Genomic DNA, 23,364 nt, shown 5'->3' on the forward strand with positions numbered 1-23,364 from the left:
ATGCCTTGCAAATTCAACCTGGTTTTCCCGACCGGATTCCAGTGCGTCCTTCTTTCGTCGCTGATTCTGTCCGGTTGCGATTCTTCAGTCCGTCGTGAGGGATTCGGAGGCGGAGCACTGTCACCTGTGAAAGTGACTTTGCTACGCGAAGCCGGTTCCGGAGATGAAGAAGCGCAAAGCGAATCAACAGCTGGCCCCAAGATCACGGAATTCGGCACCCTTTCAGGTCGCATCACCGTGAGCGGATCGATTCCGACTCTCGCTCCCCTGCTTGCACAGGGGGCTGCTACGAAAGACGCGATCTGCAGTGCGGAAGCCGTTCCGAACCAGACTGTGGTTGGGAGTGACGGAGGACTCGGAAATGTCTTCGTTTATCTTCGAAGAGTTCCGAACGTCGACGTCCCAGCCCCAAAAGAAGAACCAGTCGTCTTCGACCAGAAAGGCTGCGTCTTTGTCCCACACGCTCAAGTTGTTCAGACCGGTCAGAAAGTGATCCTCAAGAACTCTGACCCCGTCGCACACAACGTGAACGTCAAAGGATTCGCAGGATCTTTCAACAGCACCGTTCCTCCGAACAATCAGTCTGACGTCGAAACCACTTTCAGTGCTGCCGAAAAAGTCCCAGCTGGGGTGATCTGCGATTTTCATAACTGGATGCAGGCTTACGTCTTTCCAGTCGACCACCCTTGGGCAACCACATCGAATCCTGACGGGTCTTTCACAATTGAGAATGTGCCCGCCGGGAAGATGGAGTTTGTTATCTGGCACGAAAAACTCGGTTACATTGAACGTTCCGTAGAAGTTGAAATCCCAGCCGGTGGAGAGTCTGCCCCTCTCGAATTGTCCGTTGACGCCGCCGACCTTGCTGGTTGAAAGTTGTTGGAAGCTGAAGAAATGAAATACAAATCCCGAAACAACATTTCGACCTTGAGTGCCTGCAGCCTTCTGGCTCTGCTCTCGATGGCGGTTGGATGTGTTCCCGAAGCGGATCACCGGTCGACGAAGGTCAAAAACGCAGCTGACATCGAAATTTCCGTTGGTGAAGTCAAAAAGGCCCCGGAACCCGAAGAAGGAGCAGAAGCACCGGCAACCTCGAGCGCACCTTCAACATCTGGAGAGATGGCCGCCACGACCAGCTCCAGCGATTCTGCAGCACCTGAAACAACAACCTCCGCATCCGAGACTGCTCCTTCGACCGCAGCTGCACCGAGTGCAGAAATTGTCGAAGGACCAGCCAAGTTTATCGGTCGCGTGACCGTCAAGGGGGCAGCCCCGGATCTTCCGCCGCTGCTCGCAAAAGGCGCCCCGACCAAAGATCAGATTTGCTCCGAACACGCCGTTCCCAATGAAACGGTTGTTGCCTCCGAAGGCGGAGGACTGGCCAATGTCTTCGTCTACATGAAAAAGCCACCACGCAGCGGAATTCCCGAACCTGGTGACGAAGCAGCTGTTATCGACCAGGACGGCTGTGTCTTTGTCCCACATGCGGCAATTCTGCGTGTTGGTCAAAAGGTCGACTTGAAAAACTCCGACCCGGTGGCCCATAACGTGAATGTGAAAGGTTTTGCGAATCAGTTCAACAACACGATTCCACCCGGAAGCAATCAGGAATATTCGTTTCAGGCTGCGGAAAGATTGCCCGCCAACGTCGTGTGTGATTTCCACAACTGGATGAGTGCCTGGGTCCTCCCACTGGAACATCCTTGGGGTGGTGTCACCGATGCCGACGGTTACTTCGAAATCACAAACCTTCCCGAGGGGGAATGGGAATTCGTCGTCTGGCAAGAAGCAGTCGGATACGTTGAACGATCAGTCAAAATCAAGGCAGCGCCCAATTCGCCGCCCATTGAAATCAATTTCGAAGTCGATGCGTCGAAGTTGGCGCAGTAATTTTCAGAAGTAGAGGCTTTCCTGTGAGAACGTCTTTCACAGTCTTATTGATCAGTCTTTGCGTTGGCTGCGGTGAACAACCGAAGTTCGTGCACCGTGCTGAGTTTGAAGACCTGGCTCCCTATGCACAGGACTATGTCAATCAGGTTCTGCAATCCCACTTTGGGGAACCGACGGACATGGTTGTTTGGGACCGTCTTCCGCTGAAGGAGCACACTGCGACCGCAACGGTTGTCATTGACAACATTCCCTCTGACGAAAAAGTCAAAGAGGAGGAAGAAGCAGCCGGAACTCCCAGGACTTCGATTACCGGCCCGGTTTCGGTCCGTCAGCTCGAGCTCGACCTGAACAGTCAGAATCTTGACATTGGCGAAGGAACCGAACTCCTCTGGCTTGATGGCCCCTTGGAAGGTTTCCCGAGCAGTTGGGTGACTGACTGGGACGCCGAAACGCAGACCGTGCGACTGGAAACCCCGCTGCATGATCTCCCGTTCAATGGTGATCAAGTCGTTCTCGGCCCCGGTGAAGTCCTCGTTCAGGGCCGCCTGCTGTATGCCGAACACTGTCAGCACTGCCATGGTGTGACTGGGGATGGAAACGGACCAACTGCTCCGTACCTCAATCCTAAACCACGTGACTATCGTCTCGGTGTTTTCAAGTTCACGACGACGAAAAGAGAAAACCGGGCTGCCCGCGAAGATTTGAGCAAAGTCATTGAAGACGGGGTTCCTGGAACCTACATGCCGTCCTTCAAGTTGCTCACCCAAGAGGAAATGACATCGATTGTCGAGTATGTCCTCTGGTTATCAATGCGTGGCGAACTCGAGTATCAGTTGATCTCGCTGATTTCGGACGAAGGATATTCCGTGGAAGCCATTCGTGAGCGAGTGGCGGATGGAGAATCCTATCAGTCGATCCGCGATGAGTTCATTGAACGTGTGAACGACCCTGACGAATTCAACTACGAAGTTGATACGATCGTCAGCCGGATCGCTAATGATTGGGAAGCGAGCCAATCAGAAGACGCCCTCATTCATCCGATCTCCCCGAGAGTGCCTTACACTCCAGAGTCGATTGCGAGAGGACGCGAGCTTTACCTAAACGAGAGTTTGAAGTGTGCTCAGTGTCACGGTGAAGCTGGCTACGGAAACGGATCGCAGATCTATGCAGTTGCGAAAATGAAGAACGGCGACGACTACCCTGTTCCGGGACTTCATGACGACTGGGGTAACTTAGTCAAACCACGAAACCTTCACAATGGAACCTATCGCGGAGGTCGTCGTCCGATTGATTTGTACTCACGGATCTACGCTGGCATCAAAGGAACTCCGATGCCTCCATTTGCAACCTTAGTGCGACGCTCGGATCCAGAAGATCCATCGTCTCCATTGACAGATGAAGACATCTGGGATCTCGTCAACTACATCTACAGCATTCCTTTGGATGGATATCTCCCCGGTCAGGATCCAGGAGCATCGGCTCCTGAATCGGAAGGTGTCGCTGTTCATTCGTTCGAATAAGAGTTTGCTTTTCATCTTGCAGAGGCTCTTGCCGTGAAGTGGTTTTGGTGTTGTTTCTTTACATTCTGGCCCATTTTGGCTGTGATCGTTTGTCTGGCCTCTCCCAGCTTGGGATGGTGGTTCCCTGGAGCCTCAGCGTCTCCATTGGGCGAACGAATTGACGACCTGTTCTATATGATTTTGATCATTTCAGCGATCACCTTCATCGGAACGCAGGCTGGGCTGGCCTATGTCCTCTTTCGAGGTGCTGCTGATACCGACAAAGATCCCTCACACAAAGCGTGGTTTTCTCATGGAAGCCACGAACTTGAGGTCATCTGGAGTGTGGTTCCTGCCTTCATCCTTCTCTTCATCGCCCTGTACCAGATGGACGTCTGGGCTGAGTATCGTGTGAAGGATGCGTTTCCACAGCAGAAGATGAGATCCGTTCTGGAGCGTCTCGGACAGGAACGCGATGAGGACTCAAGTCTCGCTCTTGCAGAAGTCACCGCCCGACAATTCGAGTGGCGGATTCGATACCCGGGATTTGATCCTGAAACCGGCGATCTGCTTCCATTGATGCCGGAACCACAAGCAACAGATCTCTACGCAGTGAACGATCTTCATTTGCCGTCGAGTTCGCCTGTGATGATCAACTTGAAGACGATGGACGTTCAACACTCATTCTTCCTTCCAGAACTTCGCATCAAACAAGATGCCGTTCCGGGATTGGTGATTCCCATTTGGCTGGAAGCGAATGAGCAACGGACGTACCAGTTGTTGTGTGCTGAGCTTTGCGGGTGGGGCCACTACAAGATGAAAGCCCGCTTTGTCGCCGAATCTGAAGAAGACTTTCTCGACTATCTCCACCGACTCCACGAGGAGCAAAATTACGACCGCGTCGAGAACAGTGAAGACGTCGCTGCTGAATAACGGATTTTTCCGAGTTTACTTAGAGATTAGTATTGGAGTGATGCGATGAGTTCTATCGCAGCCACAGCTGGTTCTTCTGATCATGGCCATTCCGCCCATGGGGAAGACCGCCTTGCGCTTTTGAAAGCAGTGCCGTTCTGGTCGACTGATCACAAAGTGATCGGGATCCAGTTTTTGCTGACCACCATCCTGATGTTGATGGTCGGAGGTGCATTGGCACTGGGAGTTCGGTGGCAACTCTCATTTCCGTGGGAAAATATGCCGATTCTGGGTGCCTTGTTTGCCAACGCCGGTGGACAGGTTTCTCCAGAGTTTTACACGATGCTCTTTACGATGCATGCGACAGTGATGATCTTCCTCGTGATCATCCCTGTGCTCGCCGGAGCGTTCGGGAACTTTCTGATCCCGCTCATGATCGGTGCTGACGACATGGCATTCCCAATTCTGAATGCCCTCAGCTATTGGATCATGTGGCCGGCAGCCTTCTGTTTCGCTGCAAGTATGGTTTTCAACGACGGATTGGGACCGAACGCCGGTCCTGCCGCCGGGTGGACGTCATACCCAGCGCTTTCTGCAATTCCAGAAGCCGCTCCTGGTTCAGGTTGGGCACAATTCTGGTGGCTGCTTGGTGTGACCTTAGTTGGGGTCTCGTCAATGATGGGATCCGTCAACTACATGACGACCATCATCAACATGCGGGCTCCCGGACTGACGCTGTTCCGAATGCCAATGACAATCTGGGGAATGTTCATCACGGCCATTCTTCAGGCGTTTGCTCTGCCCGTTTTGACCGCTGCTGGCTTTATGCTGATGGCTGACCGAGTCTTCGGAACGTGTTTCTTCGTTCCTTCAGGACTCGTCGTGAATAACGCTGCCCCCACAGTTGGTGGAGGACAAACCCTCTTGTGGCAGCACCTGTTCTGGTTCTACTCTCACCCTGCTGTGTACATCATGGTTTTGCCAGCGATGGGTATGGTTTCCGACATGCTGTCGTGCATGTGCCGCAAACCGCTTTTCGGTTACAAGCCGATGGTTTATTCGCTGGCAGCGATTGCTGGTCTTGGATTCATCGTCTGGGGCCACCATATGTTCATCTCGGGCATGAACCCTGCTTTGGGAATGACGTTCATGGTGTCAACCATCATGATTGCTCTGCCATCAGCGGTGAAAGTCTTCAACTGGATCGGAACCATCTGGGGCGGACGTCCCGTCTTCAATGTTGTCTTTCTTAACTGTGTGGCATTTATCAGTATGTTCATCGTTGGTGGACTGTCTGGTATCTTCATGGCTGCAGTCCCTGTCGACATTTACATCCACGATACCTACTTCATTGTCGCCCACTTCCACTATGTGCTTTTCGGAGCGACACTCTTCGGCGTGTTCGGAGCGATTCAGTTCTGGTATCCGAAGATGTTCGGGCGTTACATGAGCGAAGGCTGGGGCAAGCTTCACTTCTTCCTGTCGTTTGCTGGTTTCAATGGAACATTCTTCCCAATGCACCTGCTGGGTGTTGCAGGAATGCCTCGTCGTTACGCGGACCCATACCTGTATCCATACCTTGAGCACCTGTTGCCGCTTAATCAGTTCATGACGCTCAGTGCATGCGTGATGGGCTTCGCACAGTTCATCCTGATCGGGAACATCATTCTGAGCTGGTTCTTCGGTAAGAAAGCTGGCCGGAATCCCTGGAATGCCAATGGTCTGGAATGGACGGCTCCATCGCCTCCTGGTCATGGCAACTTCGATATTCCTCCAATCGTGTATCGCGGCCCATACGAGTATTCTCATCCGGATCGCGAATCCGATTTCTGGCCACAAACCGAACCGCCTGAAGCTCCGAAACCTGTTCCTCAACAGGACCCTGAACCAGCTCCGGCGTAACACATTGTCCGATCCGTTCGTCAGAGACCTGCTTGCCGCTGCCCGGCTCATTTCTCTCTCAAATGGTTCACCTTCACTCAACATCCACTGAATTCCAAGCATCCCGAACTCATTCCGGTTTCCATGGCTCCATCGTCAGCAACAACTCGATTTCATCGCTTTGCGATCTCCACGTTATGCGTGGCGATGGTGACGCTGGTGTTCGGTGCGTTGACGACGTCCAAGAACGCTGGCATGGCATTTCGGGACTGGCCGACCTCAGATGGTCAGGCGATGCTCACTTATCCGTGGTTGTCTGATTTCGCCCGGAACTGGGACAAGTTCCTCGAACATGGACATCGTCTCGCGGGGATGTTGATTGGTATCTGGTCAATCGCACTCGTCAGTGCTGCCTATGCGTTCAAGCAAAGCCGTGCAGTGAAGATGCTGTCGATTGCGATTCTCATCGGAGTGATCTGCCAGGGTTTACTCGGCGGCTTCCGTGTTCAGTTGGACGAACGAGGTTTGGCCATGCTTCACGGCTCCTTTGCAGCGATTGTCTTTTCGCTGATGGGAGCAGCCATCGCACTCACAAGTCCGGGATGGGGTTCGCCCGAAACTGAAACATCTCGCGGGCAAATGCGGATGATGAAGGTCCTCGCGATCGCAATCGTGATCGTTCTTGGGCTTCAGTATTTTCTTGGAGGACTCATTCGCCACCGCGGGACAGGTCTTCACGAGCACCTTGGACTCGGGATCTTGTCGCTGGCATTGATTTTCTTCAACTTCATCAACTGCGGAGGTTCGTCGAGCCAATGGCTTCGACGATCAGCAACGATTCTGGCACTGATCGCTTTGGGGCAAGTCTTGCTCGGAGCTGGTGCCTGGATCTTTCGATTTGGGTTTGCCCCGATGGGATACGTTGCTGTCTCTGATTCAATTCAACAAGTCACGCTCCGGACAGTCCACACTGTTTGGGGAATCGTGACGTTCCAATATGCGATTGTTCACCTGTTACGTGTTCTTCGCGTTGACCATCTTTCGATCTTTGACCGAGAAGAACCTGTCGTGCTTCGTCGCCAGGATCAACAACTCGTGACAGAGGGAGGTCCTAAATGAGTACTTCTGTCGCGAATCCAGTTGCTCCTTCGAAAGTTCCGCAGACCGCTGCCGACCTGGAACACGTGGACGTTCAATTTTCTCTCAGTAAACTCTGGGAAAACTATCGAGAACTGGCCAAGCCCAAGATTGCGTTGATGGTCTTGTTCTCCATGGGAGTTGGCTATCTGCTCGGCTCCGCGGGTGAATGGACACTGTGGCCTTTACTGAATGCCAGTGTGGGAGTCTTCCTCGCTGTTGTCGCATCGAGCTGTTTTAATCAGGCCATCGAAGCGACAACCGATTCCCGAATGGCTCGCACGAAGAATCGTCCGATTCCTGCTGGCAAGCTGACCGTTCAGCAGGTTTATCTGATTGCGATTGTCTGTTCGGTTTCTTCCTTTTTGTACCTTGTTTTGACGGTCAACATGTTGACCGCCGTTTTGACCCTCGGAACAACCGTTCTTTACGCTGGCTTATACACTCCGCTGAAACGCTACTCGGTGTTGTGCACTGCTGTTGGTGCAATCCCGGGAGCAGCCCCACCGGTTCTTGGTTGGGTAGCAGCAGGGGGACAGCTGAACATGGTTGCGTTCTCATTGTTTGCAATTCTGTTCGTCTGGCAGTTTCCGCATTTTCTGGCGATTGCCTGGATGTATCGCGACGAATACCTTCGCGCGGGACTGAAGATGGTCCCGGGTTCGGGGCGTGAACAGATGGTCGGTCGCGTCGCGTTTGCTTATTCGCTGGTGTTAATTCCAATCAGTCTTCTTCCACGCCACTATGGATTGGCAGGAGACTTTTACGCGGTGGTCGCACTGATTCTTGGATTCATCTACGCAAGATCTTCCTGGAAGTTTGCAAAGGATGAGTCACGGCAGCAGGCACGTCGCGTTTTGTTTGCATCATTGTTCTATCTTCCGGGAGTCTTGCTGGCATTAGCCTTCGATCACCTCCGGCTGTTGAGTTAGTACGAGTTGTCTGAAATTGATGCGGATTTGAGTTCCGCGATTGAGGTAATGATTCATGTCTCACGAACACCATCCACCTGCCCTCAAAATGGGGTTACCGATCCCCAATGCCAAGCTTGGCATGTGGCTGTTCCTTGGCACAGAGATCATGTTCTTCACGGCATTTATCGGATCCTACATCGTCTTGTACTTTGGATCTGTGGATGCCAACGGCCGTAGCGCGTGGCCGACGGACACACACGTCACTCACATTAACATCCTCGCTGGTGGACTGAACACGTTCATCCTGATCGTCTCCAGCTACTTTGTGGTTGTCGCCCACGAAGCGATGACGCTCAAAGACTTTGTCAAAGCCCGCAAATTCCTGTGGATGACGTTCGCACTTGCCTGCGTGTTCCTTGGAATTAAGTCCTACGAGTACTATGGAAAAATTCACTACGACATTCTCCCTGGGCATATTCCAGAGACCGCTGAGCAGTCAGTTCATAAGTTTCAGAACAACTTGAGTGACACGCTCGATCGAAAATTGAACGACTTGATCCCCGGGGATGCCCCACTGCATGTGAAACAGCTTGAAGTGCCGACAGCACTTCAAGACGCAGAAGGCGAACGTCTGATTCAGTTGAAAGCTTACTCCGCTCTGCATTCGGAATTCCTGAAGATTCGCGAAGCGATTTCGGCGGACAAACTGTCGATGGAACAAGCGAAAGTGAAGCTGAAACAGTTGCAGGAGAATGACACCTATGGCCACATCGTCTCAGGACTTCGTGTCTACGATCCGATTGTCTATGGGAATCTCTTTTCGTCGACATACTTCCTGATGACCGGTTTTCACGCGATCCACGTTATCGTCGGAATGTTGCTGTTCGGAGCAGCTCTTGCGGTCGGCACCAGCCTGGACGAAAAGTGGACTGACTGGGTGGAGAACAGCGGACTGTACTGGCACTTTGTTGACCTGGTCTGGATCTTTTTGTTCCCGCTTCTTTACATCATTCCCGGAAACATTGGCCAGTAATAAATAACTTGAAAGCGGTCTGATGGATCACGCACACGACGACTCACACCCACACGTCAATTACTTCGGCGTCTTTATCGCGCTGTGTATTTGCACAGCAATTTCAGTCGCATTTGACTTGATTGAGATCTCACCGATCTTGCTTGTTGGCCTTGTGCTGGCAATTGCGTTGGCCAAGGCGCTGTTTGTGATGACTTACTTCATGCACCTCAAGTTTGAGGGACGCTGGAAGTTTGTGGTGCTGGCCCCGACAGCAGTTCTGGCGGTCGGTCTCATGATTGCTCTCGCTCCTGACATGGCGATGCACTACTACACAATGGACACTCCACAATCCAAGATGGTTGTCGTCACTCACGGAGGTGATGGTCATCACTCCGAAGAGGGTGACGAAGGCCACCACGCTGAGGAAGAGCACGCGAGTCCGTCGAGTAGTCATTGAGGACTGTCAAGAAACCGTCCTGTCAAGTTTGATCAAGCTCCTCTCGAACTGAACCGCTTTCGGTCCTTCGCCTGCATCCGAACTCGCAGGAGCCATCAGAGGAGTGATGATGTCGATTGTTCATGTTGACCAGTTGGAGCATTCTTACGGCGAACGCCACGCGCTCTCGGGAGTCAGCTTTGATGTCGAACGCGGTGAAGTCTTCGGCCTCCTCGGTCCGAATGGGAGTGGGAAGTCGACGCTGTTTCGTGTTCTCTCAACTCTGCTCCCCCGTCAAAAGGGGATCGCGACCGTCAATGGCTTCGACGTTTCTGAACAATCTGATGATGTCCGTCGATCGATCGGCGTAACATTTCAGTCGCCCAGTCTCGACCTCAAGCTTACCGTCGGCGAAAACCTCAAACACCACGGCAAACTCTACGGGTTGAGCGGAAAACATCTCACGGAAAGATGTCACGAGGTGATGTCGCGGTTGGGTGTCGCTGATCGAGAACGCGACTATGCCGAGACCCTTTCCGGGGGACTGAAACGACGCGTCGAAATCGCGAAAACGTTGCTCCACTCGCCAAAAGTTCTATTGCTCGACGAACCGAGTACCGGTCTCGATCCCGGCGCCCGACATGATCTCTGGGCCACTCTGTTCGAATTACGTGAGGAAATGAACGTCACGATTCTTGTGACGACGCATCTCATGGAAGAAGCTGACCGATGTGATCGACTGGGAATCATCGACCTCGGAGAGATGATTGCCCTCGGGACGCCGAATGAGCTTCGATCGAAGGTCGGGGGAGACTCGATCACGATTCTCGGTGAAGAGATTGAATCACTGGCTGAGGAATTGCGGACGAAGTTCTCGTGCGATGTGCAGACGCTCAACGAAGTGATTCGGATCGAGCACGAAAGCGGCCACGAACTCCTGGCACAAATCGCAACGGAATATCCGGGCAGATTTCGTTCACTCACGCTTGGAAAACCATCTCTTGAAGATGTTTTCGTGAAGTTAACTGGACGCGGACTGATCGAAGCGGGAGAGGTTTCATGAGTTCCGATCAGAATTCGAGTGACGTCGTACAATCCTCATTCTGGCTGGCAAGTTGGACTCTTGCCGTTCGGGAAGTTGTGCGATTCGTCCGTCAGCGGTCGCGACTGATTGGTGCGATCGGCCAACCGATTGTGTTCTGGATTCTCTTCGGAGCCGGTCTTCACGGAGCATTTCAGCTTCCCGGTGTTGAAGACACTCAGAGCCTGTCCTTTCAAGAGTACTTTCTGCCCGGAATTGCAGTCCTGATTGTCCTGTTCACGTCGATCTTTTCTTCGATCTCCGTCATTCAGGATCGCAACGAAGGATTTCTTCAAGGCGTCCTCGTTGCTCCGATTCCGCGATCAGCAATTGTCATGGGAAAGGTGCTGGGTGGTGCCATTTTGGCCATGATTCAGGCCGCCCTGTTTCTCATCGTTGCGCCGCTCCTTCACTGGATTGGACTGGCTCCAGCAATGAATCTGGCAAGTTCAATTTCCGGAATGGTCGGAGCAACCTTGTTTTTAGCATTGATCGCCATAGGATTGACTGGTTTGGGGTATTTGTTTGCCTGGAAGATCAACTCAGTCCAAGGATACCACGGTGTCATGAGTTTGGTTCTTCTGCCGATGTGGCTTTTGTCCGGCGCGTTTTTCCCAGGGACGGGGAGTGTCTGGATGAGTTGGCTGATTCGCCTCAATCCCCTGACCTACGGAGTCGCCGGGTTGAGACGCTGCCTCGTCACCGACCCAGCTGTGCTTCAAGTGCTCCCTCCGTTTTGGGTCTGCCTCAGTGTGACTCTCCTGTTTGCAGCTGTCTGTTTGGCTGCGGACGTTTTTATTACCCGACGTGATCCCGCTGTTGCATCATGATTTCCCCACCAAAACCCGAGTCCCTCGTCAAAGCCATCCTGTTTCTCGTCGCTTTTCTGGGTCCATGCGAAGCGCTGATTGGTCAGGAATCTGAAGAGACACCTGCCGAAATCGTCATCGAGCCGGGAACGAAGATCCCGCTGACGTATCGCGATGGGAAAGACGGGGACTACCGAGTTTGGAACCCCGAAAAGGTTGATGACTTCACCCTCGTTGACCAGACCGGAACCCCATTCACAAACGAAGATCTGCTCGGGAAACCGTGGATCGTGAACTTCGTTTTCACACGTTGCAGCTATCAGTGCCCGCTGACCTGCAAGACGATGATGGAATTCAACAAGCGGATTTCGGATATCGACTGCCGAATTGTGACGATCACCGTCGACCCCGAACACGATGATGTCGACCGGATGCAGATTTATTCGGAGATCTGGGGGGCTGATCCGGAACGCTGGATCTTTGCGACCGGAGAGCCGGAGGTCGTGTGGGATCTTATTCGCAAGGGCTTCAAGATTTCAGCCTGGGAGAATGTCGGGACAGACCGCGTTCCGGGAATGGAGTTCGCCCACGACAACAACATCATTCATGTCAGTGCTGATGGCGAAGTTTTGGGGCGATACGACTCCGTCGTTGCGGACGACATGACGACACTGAAAAACGTCCTGGAAGGGGAAATCGAAACTCCCGAGGACCACCGCCCGACAGCAGTTGAGGGTGACGAGAGCGTCACAATCCGAGAGTACTTTGAGGGTGATCAGGCTGAGCCCGTCAATCCGCTCGACAAGTTGCCGGCTTGGGCCAAGCGGCTGCCGGGTGTGATTGCGATGCTGAACTCGCTGGCCACGGTCTTGCTGATTCTGGGATACATTTTCATCAAATCGGGATACACATCGCTTCACAAAAAATCGATGCTTTTTGCCTTCGGAGTGTCAGTCGCATTCCTGGCTTGCTATCTCTCGTATCACTTTGCCCTCCACTACTACGCAGATTCCCCGGGGAAGCCGTTTGAAGGCACCGGTACGATTCGCATCGTTTACTTTTCGATTTTGATCAGCCATGTCATCCTGGCTGCACTTGTCCCAGTTTTGGCAATTGTCACCATTATCAAGGGGCTGAGAGCCTCCTGGGATTCTCATCGTCGGTGGGCGCGTGTGACATTTCCAATTTGGCTGTACGTGTCTGTGACAGGTGTTATTATTTACTGGATGCTTTATCGACTGTAGAGTCCGTTCATCGTCCGATGGACATGATTCGCACGAGCACCATGGGTGACGTTGTTTTTCAACACCCCGCGCGAGTACACAGAATGGAGCATCCGTTACGGAATCAGCTTGGGAATTGATTCCCGTCTGGTCGGACGTTGAGACGATCTATCGTCGTCATGACGCTCGAAACAGGATTGTGCCCAACTTTAAAATGGAAGAGCCACAACCATGACTCGTCTGCTCAAAGCAATGCTGATCGCGATGGTTCTCGTCGGAGGCCTGGGAGCTTCTCGTGCGGCCGAAGCATGTCCCATGTGTTCCGTTGCCAATGAGGACGGAAAAGACGAGGCAGCCAATGCTCGTCCACGTGCATACATGTACAGCATCTTGTTCATGCTCTCCATGCCAGCGACGATCTTCACAGTCTTCGCCGTGACCTTCTATCGACTTTCACAAAAGCAAGCTGCGATGAATGAAGAATCACTCGCACTGCATCGAGACGATTCCTCGAGCGGATCGTTTGAGTCGCTTGATTCTTAAGGAGAATCACTCAACCGAGATTTCGAAAACGACGGGCGATCAGAACAAATTCGCCCGTCTATTTTTTTGGTATTCGGCGTCGCAAATCTCAGCGTGACGACTTCATGAGCAAGAAGCCGGCCACGAAAACGGTCAAGAGGACTGCCCCGTACTGCATGGGAGTCAGGTTCTCCCAGAAGTCGTACGCATAGCGTCGATAGGTCCGCAGATATTGTCCAATAGACATTGCAAGAATGAGTTGCATCGTGGTGACTCGAAGCAAGGCATGTGGGGATAGTGTTCTCAACTCTAAGTTCGTGAAACACATCTCGCAGGCGGAGTTGCTGGAAGAGGCGTGGAATCCAGCGGTATGTTTGCTTCAATCGCTACAATCTCACTTGGTCGTCTGTGACGGGGCTCACTTGATCGCGTTGAACTGGCCACGCAACGTGGGATCGTCGAATCATCTTTGAGTTGGGCTGTGAGCGTCGCGAGAGCCAATGACAGCGGATCTCACTCAAACGTCGACTTACTTCTCAGCGTGTGATGATAAGCTTGAGCGAATCGGTGAGATTCATCCCGAACATATTGCAACAAACGCAGTGCGTAGGAGTGTCGGCTGAGACGATGAGGTTCAGGCTGTCCCGGGACATACACTTCTTCTTCCCGCTTGGCGAGAGAAATTGTGAATGGCGGATCGATGTCGATCGCTTTCATTGCCTGCAAAGCTGCGTTCAGCTGCCCTTTCCCTCCATCAATGAGAAGGATGTCCGGAAACGCATCACCATCGCGTGAAAGCCGAGACAACCGCCGGCTGACGACTTCTCGCATCGATGCAAAATCGTCGACGCCATCGACAGTGCGGATCTTGAATCGCCGGTACCCGTGCTTGAAAGGCAACCCGTCGATGAACTGCACGAGGCTGGCGACAGTCTCCCCTCCCTGAAGATGGGCAATGTCGACCCCCTCAATCACACGAGGAACTTCCGGAAGGTCGAAGATTTTCTTCAACCCTCTCAGCCCTTTCTGAGGATCGATGTAAAAGACTTCGGGCTGTTGATGATCTTCGAGGTTCCCGCGTAGGTTCAGATTTTCGAGAGCATGAATCTCATCCCGTATGCGGGCAGCTTTCTCGAACTTCAGTTCTTTCGATGCTGCTTGCATGTCGCGTCGCAACTCTGCGATGAGGCGGGTCTTTTTTCCATCCAGAAACATCCGCAGACGCCGGATGTCCTCGCGATACTCCTCTTTGGAAATTCGCAAATTGCAGGGCGCGGTGCACTGGTTGATATTCGCCAGCAAACATGGCCGGAACCAGCGCCAACGTTCATCGTCTTCCTGAATGTCGAGAGGGCATGTCCGGAATTTGAAGATCTTCTGCAGAACAGAAATGGTTCCTCTGAGCTTCTTGGCCGACGTGAACGGTCCGTAAAGCTTGACGCCTTTTGACTCGGGCTTTCGCGTAAACTCGACTCTGGGGAAGTCTTCGCCGATGCGGATTTGTAGATAGGGGAATGTCTTGTCGTCTTTCAGTTCCTGATTGAATCGCGGCTGAATGTCTTTGATCAGCCGTGATTCCAAAAGCAGCGCGTCGACTTCGGAGTCTGTGACGAGAAAATCGATATCGGCAATTTCGGGAACGAGGTTGGCCGTTCGCATTTCTGTTGCAGCAGCGGACGTGAAATAGCTGCCCGCGCGGCTGCGAAGATTGACCGCTTTTCCGACGTAGATGACCCGACCGAGTCGATCCTTCATCAAGTACACACCGGGCTTTTGCGGAAATGTCTTGACCTTCTCATGCGGCGGAGTCATCGGCGGCGACACCGAAGAACTGTTCTGATCGCTGTTTTCTCGTTCCATGACGCGGCAATTCTACGCCTTCGACGAAGAATAAGTCACGTCGACTGTTGAGACAGAGACGGCATTTTTCGAACCGTCATGAGCTGATCCGCCAGCAGAAACGGAATCTCACTCACTTTTGAATGGACGAGTCGCTGCGAAAGTTGCCACAGTGAAACTTGCGACTTTGAGACTCTACTCGGTGCCGGCGTCGGTCGCATTTTTGGCGTTGGCAGCTTCGAATTCCTTCAGCATGGTGGTATCAACAACACACCGGAATCCATTGTGGAAGCTACTGGACGTGATTTCGCCCCGCATTCGTGCTCCGGTTCGGTAGCCGGTGCAGCTGTTGATATTGCAGAGGAATGATCCCCCTCGCTGGACTCTCTTCACGATTCCGGGTTCCTGGGGATCAACACTGAATTTCGGGCCTTTCGGATTTCGCAATGGCGAGTTTGAGTAGTAATCGATGTGGAAGTAGTCGTGACACCATTCCCACACATTCCCAGCCATGTCGTACAGCCCGAGCTCATTCGGCGGATAAGTCTTTACGGGCGAAGTCGTCAGAAAGCCATCTTCGTTCAGTCGGTTGGTGGGGAATTCTCCCTGCCAGAAGTTGGCCATGTATTTCCCGTCGGGGACGAGTTCATCTCCCCACGGATAGAGGAGGTCTTTGCCTCCACTACGGGCGGCGTATTCAAACTCAGCTTCGGTCGGAAGACGTTTTCCGACCCACTCGCAATAAGCAACTGCGTCGTCCCAGGTCACGTGAACAACCGGATGATCCATGAGACCCTCGAGATTCGTGTCCGGTCCGCCGGGTTGTTTCCAGTTGGCTCCATCGACCACCATCCAAACCTGATACTCCCAGTTCGGGACGCCAGTGATGAGTGAGTCGGGATCGAACTTGGAGTTGAAGCACATCGAGCCCGCTTTCAATGCTTCATCCGGGATGAGACTGACGTCGGCCCCGCTTTTGGCGAAGTCCTCACGAGTCGGAACTTTTTCAGCAAAGGTCACATAACCTGTGGCTTCGACGAACTCCTGAAACTGCCGGTTGGTCACAGGGGTTTCGTCCATCCAGAATCCGTCGAGTTCGACATCGTGAGCGGGATACTCATCCGGTTTGATTCGATTCGGATTCTCTTCACCCGGTTCCGGAAACGAATCGATCCCCATGCGGAAACGTCCTCCCGGCACCCAAACCATTCCTGCAGGTGCAGGTCGAGGAGCTTCCACGATGAGTGGTCTCGTATCGACAGACGGTGTCTTCGCAGAAGAGTCCTCCTCAGCAGCAGAGACCTCGGGAGGGGCTGCGTTGAAGTCGTCGTCGCGAGTTGTCGCGTCAGAACCAGTGGGAGCCAGGACGGCAGCCAGCAGCAGACAGCTGACCACGATCGTCGCAATCAAAAGGGAGTACACACTTTTCATGGGATGACGATACAGTTTGGGAAGATGTCTGAATGAAATCGAATATTATCATAGGAATCTGCGACGCAGTTGTCTTCCATTTCTCCCGGAATGCTTCGAGTTGAGAGCGCCGGGTGTATAATGATTCACAACGAATCGATGAGAGACAGCTTCTCCGTCGAAGAATTCCGTCGAGTTTGAATTCTGTCATTCTACAGTTTCCATTCACCTGGTTGAAAGACAACCCGTGTCAAACTCTGTTGATCCCAAATATCAGTCGACCGCCCCTGATGAACCGAACATCCACGAAGCGAGTGATGTCATCATCAGTTCAGACACCCGTCGGGAAAATCGCATTCCTCCCGGACAGACGCAGACTCGCAAGTGGCCGGTGCTTCACTACGGACACGTTCCCAAAATCGATTTGAAATCGTGGAGACTTCAAATTGACGGACTGGTGGACAATCCGCTGACTTTCACGCTGGAGGAATTTCAGAGTCTGCCGCGCGTCAAAGTCTTTTCCGACTTTCATTGCGTCACGCGATGGTCGCGACTCGGGAATTTGTGGGAAGGAGTTTCCGTCCGACATCTGATGGAACTTGTCGGAGTTCAAGATACTGCACGCTTTGTCATTGCGACCGGCTACGACTCCGGATGGACAACCAACCTGCCGCTCACGGACTTTGATGTTGAGGATGCGTTGTTGGTGGACCGTCATGACGGAGTCGAACTGGATGCGGATCATGGCGGGCCTGTGCGGTTGGTTGTTCCTCGACTCTACGCATGGAAGAGCGCCAAGTGGCTTCGGAGACTGACGTTTCTTGACGACGACCAACCCGGATACTGGGAGCAGGTTGGATACCACCTCCATGGCGACCCGTGGATCGTCAATCCGCAGAATCCCGACGGAGAACGTTTTCGCGATGATCCAGGCTGGCAAGGGGAGCGCCGCGAATAAACTCCCTGCGCGGTCACACGTTCTTTATCCACGCGCTCGTCAGGCACTTCTTGTTCAAGAAGCACTGATCAGCGAATCCACGTCACACTTCCGAAAGAGCGACTTGTGCGGAATGCAGCGGATTTACCGGTTCTCCAGCAGAAATCCTGAAGATCTTGACGTCGTATATTCGGAAAAACTGTCAGTGCATTCTCAGCTTTGAAATGATCAGTTTAATCCCCGTCGAGAATCTCATTGCAAGTCAACATTCTCAACGAAATAAGGGACAGTGAAGACTCGATCCAGCAATTGAGTGCGTGCATTTTCCTGCTCGCAGATTCACGAATTGATTTTGGTAGGAGCGCTCCTTAAAGTCATGAACGGACAATCTTCGTCCTTTCGTGGTGCAGCCGGCGCCTTTCGCATTTACGCCCTTTCGCACAACTGGTCATCCGATGAAGAGAATTGCTTCCAGTAAAATTCGAATCGCTTGTCTGGCCGTCGTTTCCTTCGTCGGTCTCATGCGAACCTCGGAAGCTCAAGTCTCGCGAGGATTCGACAGAACCGTCGAAGCAAACGCGCTATTCGCCGAAGTTGTTCGACAGCCCAGCTTGTGGGTCATGGAAGTTCAGTTGAAGCCCATCCGCATGGTCTGGGTCGATACGAAAGATCCAGTCACCGGTGAAGTCAAACCGACTGAAGTCTGGTACATGGTCTGGCGAGCCATAAATCGTCCGCTTCCCCCGGGAAGCACCGACGATTCGCAAGCGGTGAATACTCTCGATCCGCTTCCCGGACCGATGCAATTTATCCCGCAGTTCACACTCGTCACCTACGACAGCAAAGAATCGGAAGTTCCCAGCCAGATCATTGTCGACTCAGTCTTGCCGATGGCTGTGAAGCAAATTGAACAGCTTGAACGACGCACGTCTCCAACGCTTCTGAATTCTGTTTCAGCAGTTCAGGATGTGCCCTCCATTGTCGAGCCTTCCGCGGATGACCAACCCTGGATCTACGGTGTTGCAACCTGGACCGGAGTGGACCCAACGACAGACTTCTTCAAAGTCATTCTGCAGGGGTTTTCGAACGGGTACGAAAATCGGTCTGACGACCCGGAAAACCCGGATCTGTGGCGAAAGGTGATCATCCAGGAATTCTATCGTCCTGGTGACGAGTTCGATCCGAGCATCGTCGAATTCCAGTATGTCGGACAACCGATGTGGACTTATCAGCCTGACTCAAAGAAACCGGCTGCGAACACTCAATAGAAGCTGTCTCTTCGCGGCCTCTTGAGCCAACTGCAACGCTGAATCTCCCTGATTCCGACGAGCAAAACAGACAGGTCAGAGTAAACATTTTCAGGTGAGCACAGAGTTTCCACCGATCCTTCCTCGGCTAAAACTCCTTCTACTGCTCTTCGTCAGATTCCTCGTTTGCTTCAGGAACTCTACTGACTTCAACCTGAATCGATTTGCCGGGGCCATTCGCTTCGACGACGCGGAATTGGTAGCCCTCCCACTCGCACTCATCGTCGACTTCCGGGAAACGCTCAAACTTTTCGTAAAGAAGAGCGGAAATCGTCAGCAGTCCATCGTCGCGATCTTCGTAGTCGAACCCAACACGCTGGCCGAGATATCTCAGCGTTGTCAGACCCTCAGCGAGAAATCGATTCTCGTCGACCTGCAGAACGGGTTCCCGATCGAGAAGACGACGGGCTCGACTGGATTCCGGATTCAACAACGTATCGATGATGTCATCTTCCGTGATCACGCCAATCGCCTCGCCGAACTCATTGACCACGACAGCAGCATTGAGAATTCGAGTTCGAAGAGTCGAAAGCGTAGCCGAGACTCGCCCGCACCACGGAACATAGACAACTTCTTCAGAGATTGATTCGAGATTGGTTTCGGGGATGGCGTTCACGTCCCCCAGAGGAATGACCCGGCTGATCGATTCGGTTCCCGGGTCCATCAGAAACACATATTCGGTTCCGGGGCCAAATTGCTTGAGTTGAGCCAGATCGACCGGTGGGTAACAGGTCGCAAATGTTCCTCGCGGACGCATTAACTCTTCCGTCCGCATCTCCGACATTTCGAGAATACGACCGAGAATCTTCTGCTCCAGCAACGCCAGATCCCCACCGACTTCTGAAGAGTCGACCGCCCGTTCGATGTCCTCCACATTCAGGTACGGCTCCATTTTGAGCGAAGGAGCAATGGCCCGTCGGAAGGCGAGCGTCAGTGTACTCAGGGCGGGGAGAATGGGAGAAATCGCTCGGACCGCGAGTGCCAGCGGCCAACTGGCTGCAATCGCAATCGAATTTCGCAGATTGACAGCGATGCTTTTCGGAAAAATCTCGCCGAACAGAATCATGCCCCCGAGAGCAAACAGACTCAATACCCCAGCCGCCGTCGAGTGCCCGAATGAGACAAGTTTCTTCGCGGTCACAAAACTGATCGCGAAGTAAGTCAGGTTGATGATGAGATTCCAGAACAGGACGACCGTCAACAAACGGTCCGGTTGCCGCAAGAGCGTTGCAGCCAGTCTCGCACTCGGACCACCGCTTTTGAGCCGACGGATTTCATCACGCGTCAGATAGAAGAGTGCTGTTTCACTTCCAGAAAAGAATCCAGAACCGAGAATCAACAGTCCCATCAGAATGGCGCCGGGTGTCCAGATTGGTGATGTGTTCAGAAATTCGCTCATCCACGATCGTTTGTTGTCCTCCCCAAGGCAACGTCGAATGCACTCACCGCAGGGACGAGCATCGCAGCGACTGTGAATCCAAAGGGAACAACAACAGCCATGAAGACAGCTGCAGTGTCATTCAGCAGGAAGCTGACGATCGCATAGAACGTCAAAAATGGAAGCAGCCAGGCACTCGTCGTCAATGCGGTCGACGGATTCTTGTGAGTCAATGAGGACCACAACCCGAGCCCACCGCCAAACATAAAGAACGAGAACGGCACAAACTGAAGCGCGAACGATTTCCTCGCTTCCACGATCAAAAGCATGCAGACGAACACGCCGACAAACAGGAAAAAGAGTGTCCCCAGGCTGTTCATGATCGCCGACCGGGAATTACTGAACGTCAGACCGGAATGAAGGCCCAACGTCGTGGCGAAGACGACCAGAGTGAGATACCCCAGAAGGAGAAAGATCAACCCTTCGAGATTGTACTGCCCCTGTGCCCACGCCATCACCGCGAACACAACAGGCACGACGATGACTTCCTTCATATTGAACAACGCACCGCCGAGCTTTCCGAAGATGAACTCTTTCGCGGTCACTTCGGTCACGAGCAGCAGCTCGAGTGTCTGGCCATCTCGTTCAGACGTCAACGACGTTACCGCCTGGGCGTTGACAAGAATCAGCGCCAGCAGAGAGAGCAAAACGAACGCAACTCCGGAAGCTGTCATCACTCCTCGAATCAGAGGGGCGTCTTCCGGGATTCCTCGCAACCAGACGAGAGACGCGACCGCCACAAGAAAATAGGCAGCCTTGATCAGTCCGACCCGGTTTCCGTAAGCCTGAGTACAAATTTCCCGCCAGATGATCGGAGTGTCCCAAATCGTCCGGGAAGCTCGAACCGCAGTTGTCGCTCGATCCAGTTCCTCTTCCGCTTCCTGAGCGTCCGTCCCCTCAGCGACCAGTTGTGAAACCGAAACCGCGTCGACGTTCTCAGTCGTGAGGGTCTCAGACGCTGCGTTTTCGGCGTCTGGGGTCGTTTTTTCATCGACAGTGGTCAGAAAGACCGCTCTCGTCGGATTCCAGATTCGGACTCGCAGGCAGGTATATACCCACAGTGCAATCGCGAGCCCCAACAGACTCAACGACGAATGAATCGCTAAACTTGATGCACTTTCTCCATCCACTCTCACTGCCAGTGGTCGCAGAAGCGTCGACAGCGCATGAAATGGATTGAAGCTCAGAAAGAAGCGACCAACCAGTGTTTCGGCTCCGATCAGCGTTCCGAGAATCTGAACGGTCCCCAAAAAGATTCCGGCTCCCATGAGCGTAATGGCAATCGTCTGGAAGGTCTTGTCTCTCCAGAAAGCGACAAGCGCCCCCCAACTTCCGGCAGCGAGAGCAGCGACAACACACAAAATCTCAAACCACACGATCTGATCGATTGTGATCCCGCCCAAAATCGTCAACGACATGAGAACCGGGATCGATACCGCAATCATCGTGAAGACCGGAAGGAGACCCGCCAGCGTTTTGCCAATGACGAGTTCGGTGTTCTTCAAGTCGGTCATCAGCAACAGAATCAGCGTTCGTCGGTCCTTCTCCTGAGAGACGTTTCCAGCAGCGAACAGCAACGAAGCACCGGTGACGATGAGCAGTTGAACAAAGCACATCAGGTCGAAGACGAAGACCGAAAACCGTGAAATGTCCCCGATTCCCCGTGGAATTTCACTCGCAAACGTGCTCTGTGAACAGGTGAACATCAAAACGCACATCGCAGCAGCGTAGCCAGCTCTCAATCCGAAGTGCTGATATTTGCGGGGAGCGGTTGTCAGTTCGCGTGTGACAATGGGACCAGCGAGCACGGGAAAACTTTACTATCTCGTAGAATCTGGCGGGGGAACGCTTAACGATGCAGCGGAGTATAAGCCGTGCTGAATTGATTGGCTATGAGGGGGCGTTCAGAATTTCAAAGCCAGAGTTGATCAACTCATCTCGAATTCGTTGAAACTACTACGGTAGATACATACAGTGCTCAGATCGGGTTCCTGTTCGAATATTCCATTTTTTCCCAACGAACCGGAACTTTCAGTCGTGAATCGATGCTGGCCAGGTGGTCAGCTGAACAACATGACGAGCGATCTTTCATCAAGTCTTTATGCCGTCTTCATAACTCATTCGGTTCTTGAGGAGCCAAGGCTCCCGAACTTTGCCAGGAAATCCAATGTCAGATTCTGTCATCGAGATTCGCAATCTCTCGAAGGTCTACCGCGACTTTTGGGGTCGTGCAAAGGTCCGTGCTTTAAATTCCTTGAGCCTGGACGTCAAACGAGGCGAAGTGTTCGGATTGCTCGGTCCGAACGGATCAGGAAAGACAACGACACTAAAGCTTCTGCTCGGGCTTCTGTTTCCGACTGAAGGTCAGGTGCGAATTCTGGGCGAGCCCGCACACGACGTCGAGAAGAACGAACGGATCGGATATCTCCCGGAAGAGTCTTACCTCTACCGCTTCCTGAATGCCGACGAAACACTCGACTTCTACGGCAAGCTGTTCAAGATGACCAAAGCTGAGCGACGCGAACGGCGTGACGCTCTGATCAAGCGAGTTGGCCTCGAACATGCCCGCCGCCGCCAGTTGAAAGAATATTCCAAAGGAATGACTCGCCGAATTGGTCTCGCTCAGGCGTTGATCAATGATCCGGAACTGGTCCTCCTCGATGAACCGACCAGTGGACTCGATCCGCTCGGAACAGCGGACATGAAAGAGATGATTCGTGAACTGAAGAATGAAGGCAAGACTGTCGTCATGTGCAGTCACCTTCTCGCTGATGTTCAGGACGTCTGTGACCGAATCGCCATTCTGTTCCGTGGGGAACTGAAAGTGATCGGAAGCGTTCAAGAACTTCTCGAAGCCAAAGAAGAAACTCAACTCGTCACCAGTTCGCTCGACGACGCAACAATTCGCGAAGTCGAAAGTGTTCTCGAGAAACACGGAGCGAACCTGAAGAGTTTCTCGCATCCGACCTCCACCCTCGAAGAACTCTTCCTGCGAACAGTCAAGGAGAGCGAAGCCCGTCCTGGTCGACGATTCGAACCAGGAGAACGTCCATCAGCGACCACGGAATCCTAGTCCAGTCTCCTTGAACTTGAATCGTCGCTCCTCGTTCGCTT

At 52.9% G+C, this 23,364-nt stretch carries 21 protein-coding genes; 16 read left to right on the forward strand and 5 right to left on the reverse strand.

The window, feature by feature from the left end; genetic code table 11:
• The 13 genes from KOR42_RS03160 (at nucleotide 1) to KOR42_RS03220 (ending at nucleotide 13,340) form a co-directional block, all read left to right on the forward strand.
• Complete coding sequence (locus KOR42_RS03160) at nucleotides 1-873, forward strand: cupredoxin domain-containing protein (protein WP_146507159.1); 873 nt, start codon at nucleotides 1-3, stop codon at nucleotides 871-873.
• A 21-nt stretch (nucleotides 874-894) separates the two neighbouring features.
• Nucleotides 895-1,890, forward strand: a complete 996-nt coding sequence (locus tag KOR42_RS03165) for a hypothetical protein (protein WP_146507160.1) — start codon at nucleotides 895-897, stop codon at nucleotides 1,888-1,890.
• A 23-nt stretch (nucleotides 1,891-1,913) separates the two neighbouring features.
• Nucleotides 1,914-3,410, forward strand: a complete 1,497-nt coding sequence (locus KOR42_RS03170) for a c-type cytochrome (protein WP_146507161.1) — start codon at nucleotides 1,914-1,916, stop codon at nucleotides 3,408-3,410.
• Nucleotides 3,411-3,443: 33 nt separating this feature from the next.
• Nucleotides 3,444-4,322, forward strand: a complete 879-nt coding sequence (locus KOR42_RS03175) for a cytochrome c oxidase subunit II (RefSeq protein WP_146507162.1) — start codon at nucleotides 3,444-3,446, stop codon at nucleotides 4,320-4,322.
• 45 nt (nucleotides 4,323-4,367) lie between these two features.
• Nucleotides 4,368-6,203 (forward strand): cytochrome c oxidase subunit I, encoded by a 1,836-nt coding sequence (locus tag KOR42_RS03180; protein WP_146507163.1) that lies wholly within the window; start codon nucleotides 4,368-4,370, stop codon nucleotides 6,201-6,203.
• Between the two features lie 123 nt (nucleotides 6,204-6,326).
• On the forward strand, nucleotides 6,327-7,301 hold the full coding sequence (locus KOR42_RS03185) for a COX15/CtaA family protein (protein WP_146507164.1): 975 nt from the start codon (nucleotides 6,327-6,329) through the stop codon (nucleotides 7,299-7,301).
• Nucleotides 7,298-8,251, forward strand: coding sequence for a heme o synthase (cyoE, locus tag KOR42_RS03190; RefSeq protein ID WP_146507165.1), 954 nt, complete (start codon nucleotides 7,298-7,300; stop codon nucleotides 8,249-8,251). Before KOR42_RS03185 ends, cyoE begins: the two co-directional genes overlap by 4 nt.
• A 55-nt stretch (nucleotides 8,252-8,306) precedes the next feature.
• Nucleotides 8,307-9,266 (forward strand): cytochrome c oxidase subunit 3, encoded by a 960-nt coding sequence (locus tag KOR42_RS03195; RefSeq protein WP_146507166.1) that lies wholly within the window; start codon nucleotides 8,307-8,309, stop codon nucleotides 9,264-9,266.
• A gap of 22 nt (nucleotides 9,267-9,288) precedes the next feature.
• Complete coding sequence (locus KOR42_RS03200) at nucleotides 9,289-9,705, forward strand: cytochrome C oxidase subunit IV family protein (protein WP_231740611.1); 417 nt, start codon at nucleotides 9,289-9,291, stop codon at nucleotides 9,703-9,705.
• Nucleotides 9,706-9,814: 109 nt separating this feature from the next.
• Nucleotides 9,815-10,747, forward strand: coding sequence for an ABC transporter ATP-binding protein (locus KOR42_RS03205; protein WP_231740612.1), 933 nt, complete (start codon nucleotides 9,815-9,817; stop codon nucleotides 10,745-10,747).
• Nucleotides 10,744-11,595, forward strand: a complete 852-nt coding sequence (locus tag KOR42_RS03210) for an ABC transporter permease (RefSeq protein ID WP_146507169.1) — start codon at nucleotides 10,744-10,746, stop codon at nucleotides 11,593-11,595. Before KOR42_RS03205 ends, KOR42_RS03210 begins: the two co-directional genes overlap by 4 nt.
• Nucleotides 11,592-12,818, forward strand: coding sequence for a DUF420 domain-containing protein (locus tag KOR42_RS03215; protein WP_146507170.1), 1,227 nt, complete (start codon nucleotides 11,592-11,594; stop codon nucleotides 12,816-12,818). Before KOR42_RS03210 ends, KOR42_RS03215 begins: the two co-directional genes overlap by 4 nt.
• Nucleotides 12,819-13,028: 210 nt before the next feature.
• The gene (locus tag KOR42_RS03220) at nucleotides 13,029-13,340 is read left to right on the forward strand and encodes a hypothetical protein (RefSeq protein ID WP_146507171.1); all 312 of its coding nucleotides are present in this window, start codon (nucleotides 13,029-13,031) and stop codon (nucleotides 13,338-13,340) included.
• Nucleotides 13,341-13,428: 88 nt separating this feature from the next.
• On the opposite strand, the gene KOR42_RS26415 is transcribed toward KOR42_RS03220, so the two are convergent.
• The 3 genes from KOR42_RS26415 to KOR42_RS03230 all read right to left on the reverse strand — a co-directional run bounded on the left by KOR42_RS26415 (nucleotide 13,429) and on the right by KOR42_RS03230 (nucleotide 16,589).
• Nucleotides 13,429-13,584, reverse strand: coding sequence for a hypothetical protein (locus tag KOR42_RS26415; RefSeq protein WP_197440812.1), 156 nt, complete (start codon nucleotides 13,582-13,584; stop codon nucleotides 13,429-13,431).
• 248 nt (nucleotides 13,585-13,832) lie between these two features.
• A complete protein-coding gene (locus KOR42_RS03225) occupies nucleotides 13,833-15,179 on the reverse strand; it encodes an excinuclease ABC subunit UvrC (protein ID WP_197440813.1) in 1,347 nt (448 codons plus the stop codon).
• Nucleotides 15,180-15,353: 174 nt separating this feature from the next.
• Nucleotides 15,354-16,589 (reverse strand): formylglycine-generating enzyme family protein, encoded by a 1,236-nt coding sequence (locus KOR42_RS03230; RefSeq protein ID WP_146507172.1) that lies wholly within the window; start codon nucleotides 16,587-16,589, stop codon nucleotides 15,354-15,356.
• A gap of 226 nt (nucleotides 16,590-16,815) precedes the next feature.
• Here KOR42_RS03230 and KOR42_RS03235 point away from each other — a divergent pair, with 226 nt between their 5' ends.
• Both KOR42_RS03235 and KOR42_RS03240 read left to right on the forward strand, forming a co-directional pair.
• The gene (locus KOR42_RS03235; RefSeq protein ID WP_146507173.1) at nucleotides 16,816-17,526 is read left to right on the forward strand and encodes a sulfite oxidase-like oxidoreductase; all 711 of its coding nucleotides are present in this window, start codon (nucleotides 16,816-16,818) and stop codon (nucleotides 17,524-17,526) included.
• A gap of 434 nt (nucleotides 17,527-17,960) precedes the next feature.
• The gene (locus KOR42_RS03240; RefSeq protein ID WP_146507174.1) at nucleotides 17,961-18,773 is read left to right on the forward strand and encodes a hypothetical protein; all 813 of its coding nucleotides are present in this window, start codon (nucleotides 17,961-17,963) and stop codon (nucleotides 18,771-18,773) included.
• 139 nt (nucleotides 18,774-18,912) lie between these two features.
• Here KOR42_RS03240 and KOR42_RS03245 read toward each other — a convergent pair whose 3' ends face one another.
• Complete coding sequence (locus KOR42_RS03245) at nucleotides 18,913-20,211, reverse strand: CNNM domain-containing protein (protein WP_146507175.1); 1,299 nt, start codon at nucleotides 20,209-20,211, stop codon at nucleotides 18,913-18,915.
• The gene (locus KOR42_RS03250) at nucleotides 20,208-22,058 is read right to left on the reverse strand and encodes an ABC transporter permease subunit (RefSeq protein WP_146507176.1); all 1,851 of its coding nucleotides are present in this window, start codon (nucleotides 22,056-22,058) and stop codon (nucleotides 20,208-20,210) included. Before KOR42_RS03250 ends, KOR42_RS03245 begins: the two co-directional genes overlap by 4 nt.
• A gap of 359 nt (nucleotides 22,059-22,417) precedes the next feature.
• Here KOR42_RS03250 and KOR42_RS03255 point away from each other — a divergent pair, with 359 nt between their 5' ends.
• The gene (locus KOR42_RS03255; protein WP_146507177.1) at nucleotides 22,418-23,323 is read left to right on the forward strand and encodes an ABC transporter ATP-binding protein; all 906 of its coding nucleotides are present in this window, start codon (nucleotides 22,418-22,420) and stop codon (nucleotides 23,321-23,323) included.
• Nucleotides 23,324-23,364 lie beyond the last annotated feature (41 nt).

This window comes from Thalassoglobus neptunius, from assembly GCF_007859735.1.
Classification (GTDB): Bacteria; Planctomycetota; Planctomycetia; order Planctomycetales; family Planctomycetaceae; genus Thalassoglobus; species Thalassoglobus neptunius.

Excerpts from the sequence above, each read along its gene's own strand:
- KOR42_RS03245 (WP_146507175.1), bottom strand. The coding sequence starts at position 20,211 with ATGAGCGAATTTCTGAACACATCACCAATCTGGACACCCGGCGCCATT.
- KOR42_RS03165 (WP_146507160.1), top strand. The coding sequence starts at position 895 with ATGAAATACAAATCCCGAAACAACATTTCGACCTTGAGTGCCTGCAGC.
- KOR42_RS03205 (WP_231740612.1), top strand. The coding sequence starts at position 9,815 with ATGTCGATTGTTCATGTTGACCAGTTGGAGCATTCTTACGGCGAACGC.
- KOR42_RS03200 (WP_231740611.1), top strand. The coding sequence starts at position 9,289 with ATGGATCACGCACACGACGACTCACACCCACACGTCAATTACTTCGGC.
- KOR42_RS03180 (WP_146507163.1), top strand. The coding sequence starts at position 4,368 with ATGAGTTCTATCGCAGCCACAGCTGGTTCTTCTGATCATGGCCATTCC.
- KOR42_RS03215 (WP_146507170.1), top strand. The coding sequence starts at position 11,592 with ATGATTTCCCCACCAAAACCCGAGTCCCTCGTCAAAGCCATCCTGTTT.
- KOR42_RS03230 (WP_146507172.1), bottom strand. The coding sequence starts at position 16,589 with ATGAAAAGTGTGTACTCCCTTTTGATTGCGACGATCGTGGTCAGCTGT.
- KOR42_RS03195 (WP_146507166.1), top strand. The coding sequence starts at position 8,307 with ATGTCTCACGAACACCATCCACCTGCCCTCAAAATGGGGTTACCGATC.
- KOR42_RS03240 (WP_146507174.1), top strand. The coding sequence starts at position 17,961 with ATGAAGAGAATTGCTTCCAGTAAAATTCGAATCGCTTGTCTGGCCGTC.
- KOR42_RS03255 (WP_146507177.1), top strand. The coding sequence starts at position 22,418 with ATGTCAGATTCTGTCATCGAGATTCGCAATCTCTCGAAGGTCTACCGC.
- KOR42_RS03210 (WP_146507169.1), top strand. The coding sequence starts at position 10,744 with ATGAGTTCCGATCAGAATTCGAGTGACGTCGTACAATCCTCATTCTGG.
- KOR42_RS03185 (WP_146507164.1), top strand. The coding sequence starts at position 6,327 with ATGGCTCCATCGTCAGCAACAACTCGATTTCATCGCTTTGCGATCTCC.
- KOR42_RS03160 (WP_146507159.1), top strand. The coding sequence starts at position 1 with ATGCCTTGCAAATTCAACCTGGTTTTCCCGACCGGATTCCAGTGCGTC.
- cyoE (WP_146507165.1), top strand. The coding sequence starts at position 7,298 with ATGAGTACTTCTGTCGCGAATCCAGTTGCTCCTTCGAAAGTTCCGCAG.
- KOR42_RS03225 (WP_197440813.1), bottom strand. The coding sequence starts at position 15,179 with ATGGAACGAGAAAACAGCGATCAGAACAGTTCTTCGGTGTCGCCGCCG.
- KOR42_RS26415 (WP_197440812.1), bottom strand. The coding sequence starts at position 13,584 with ATGCAACTCATTCTTGCAATGTCTATTGGACAATATCTGCGGACCTAT.
- KOR42_RS03220 (WP_146507171.1), top strand. The coding sequence starts at position 13,029 with ATGACTCGTCTGCTCAAAGCAATGCTGATCGCGATGGTTCTCGTCGGA.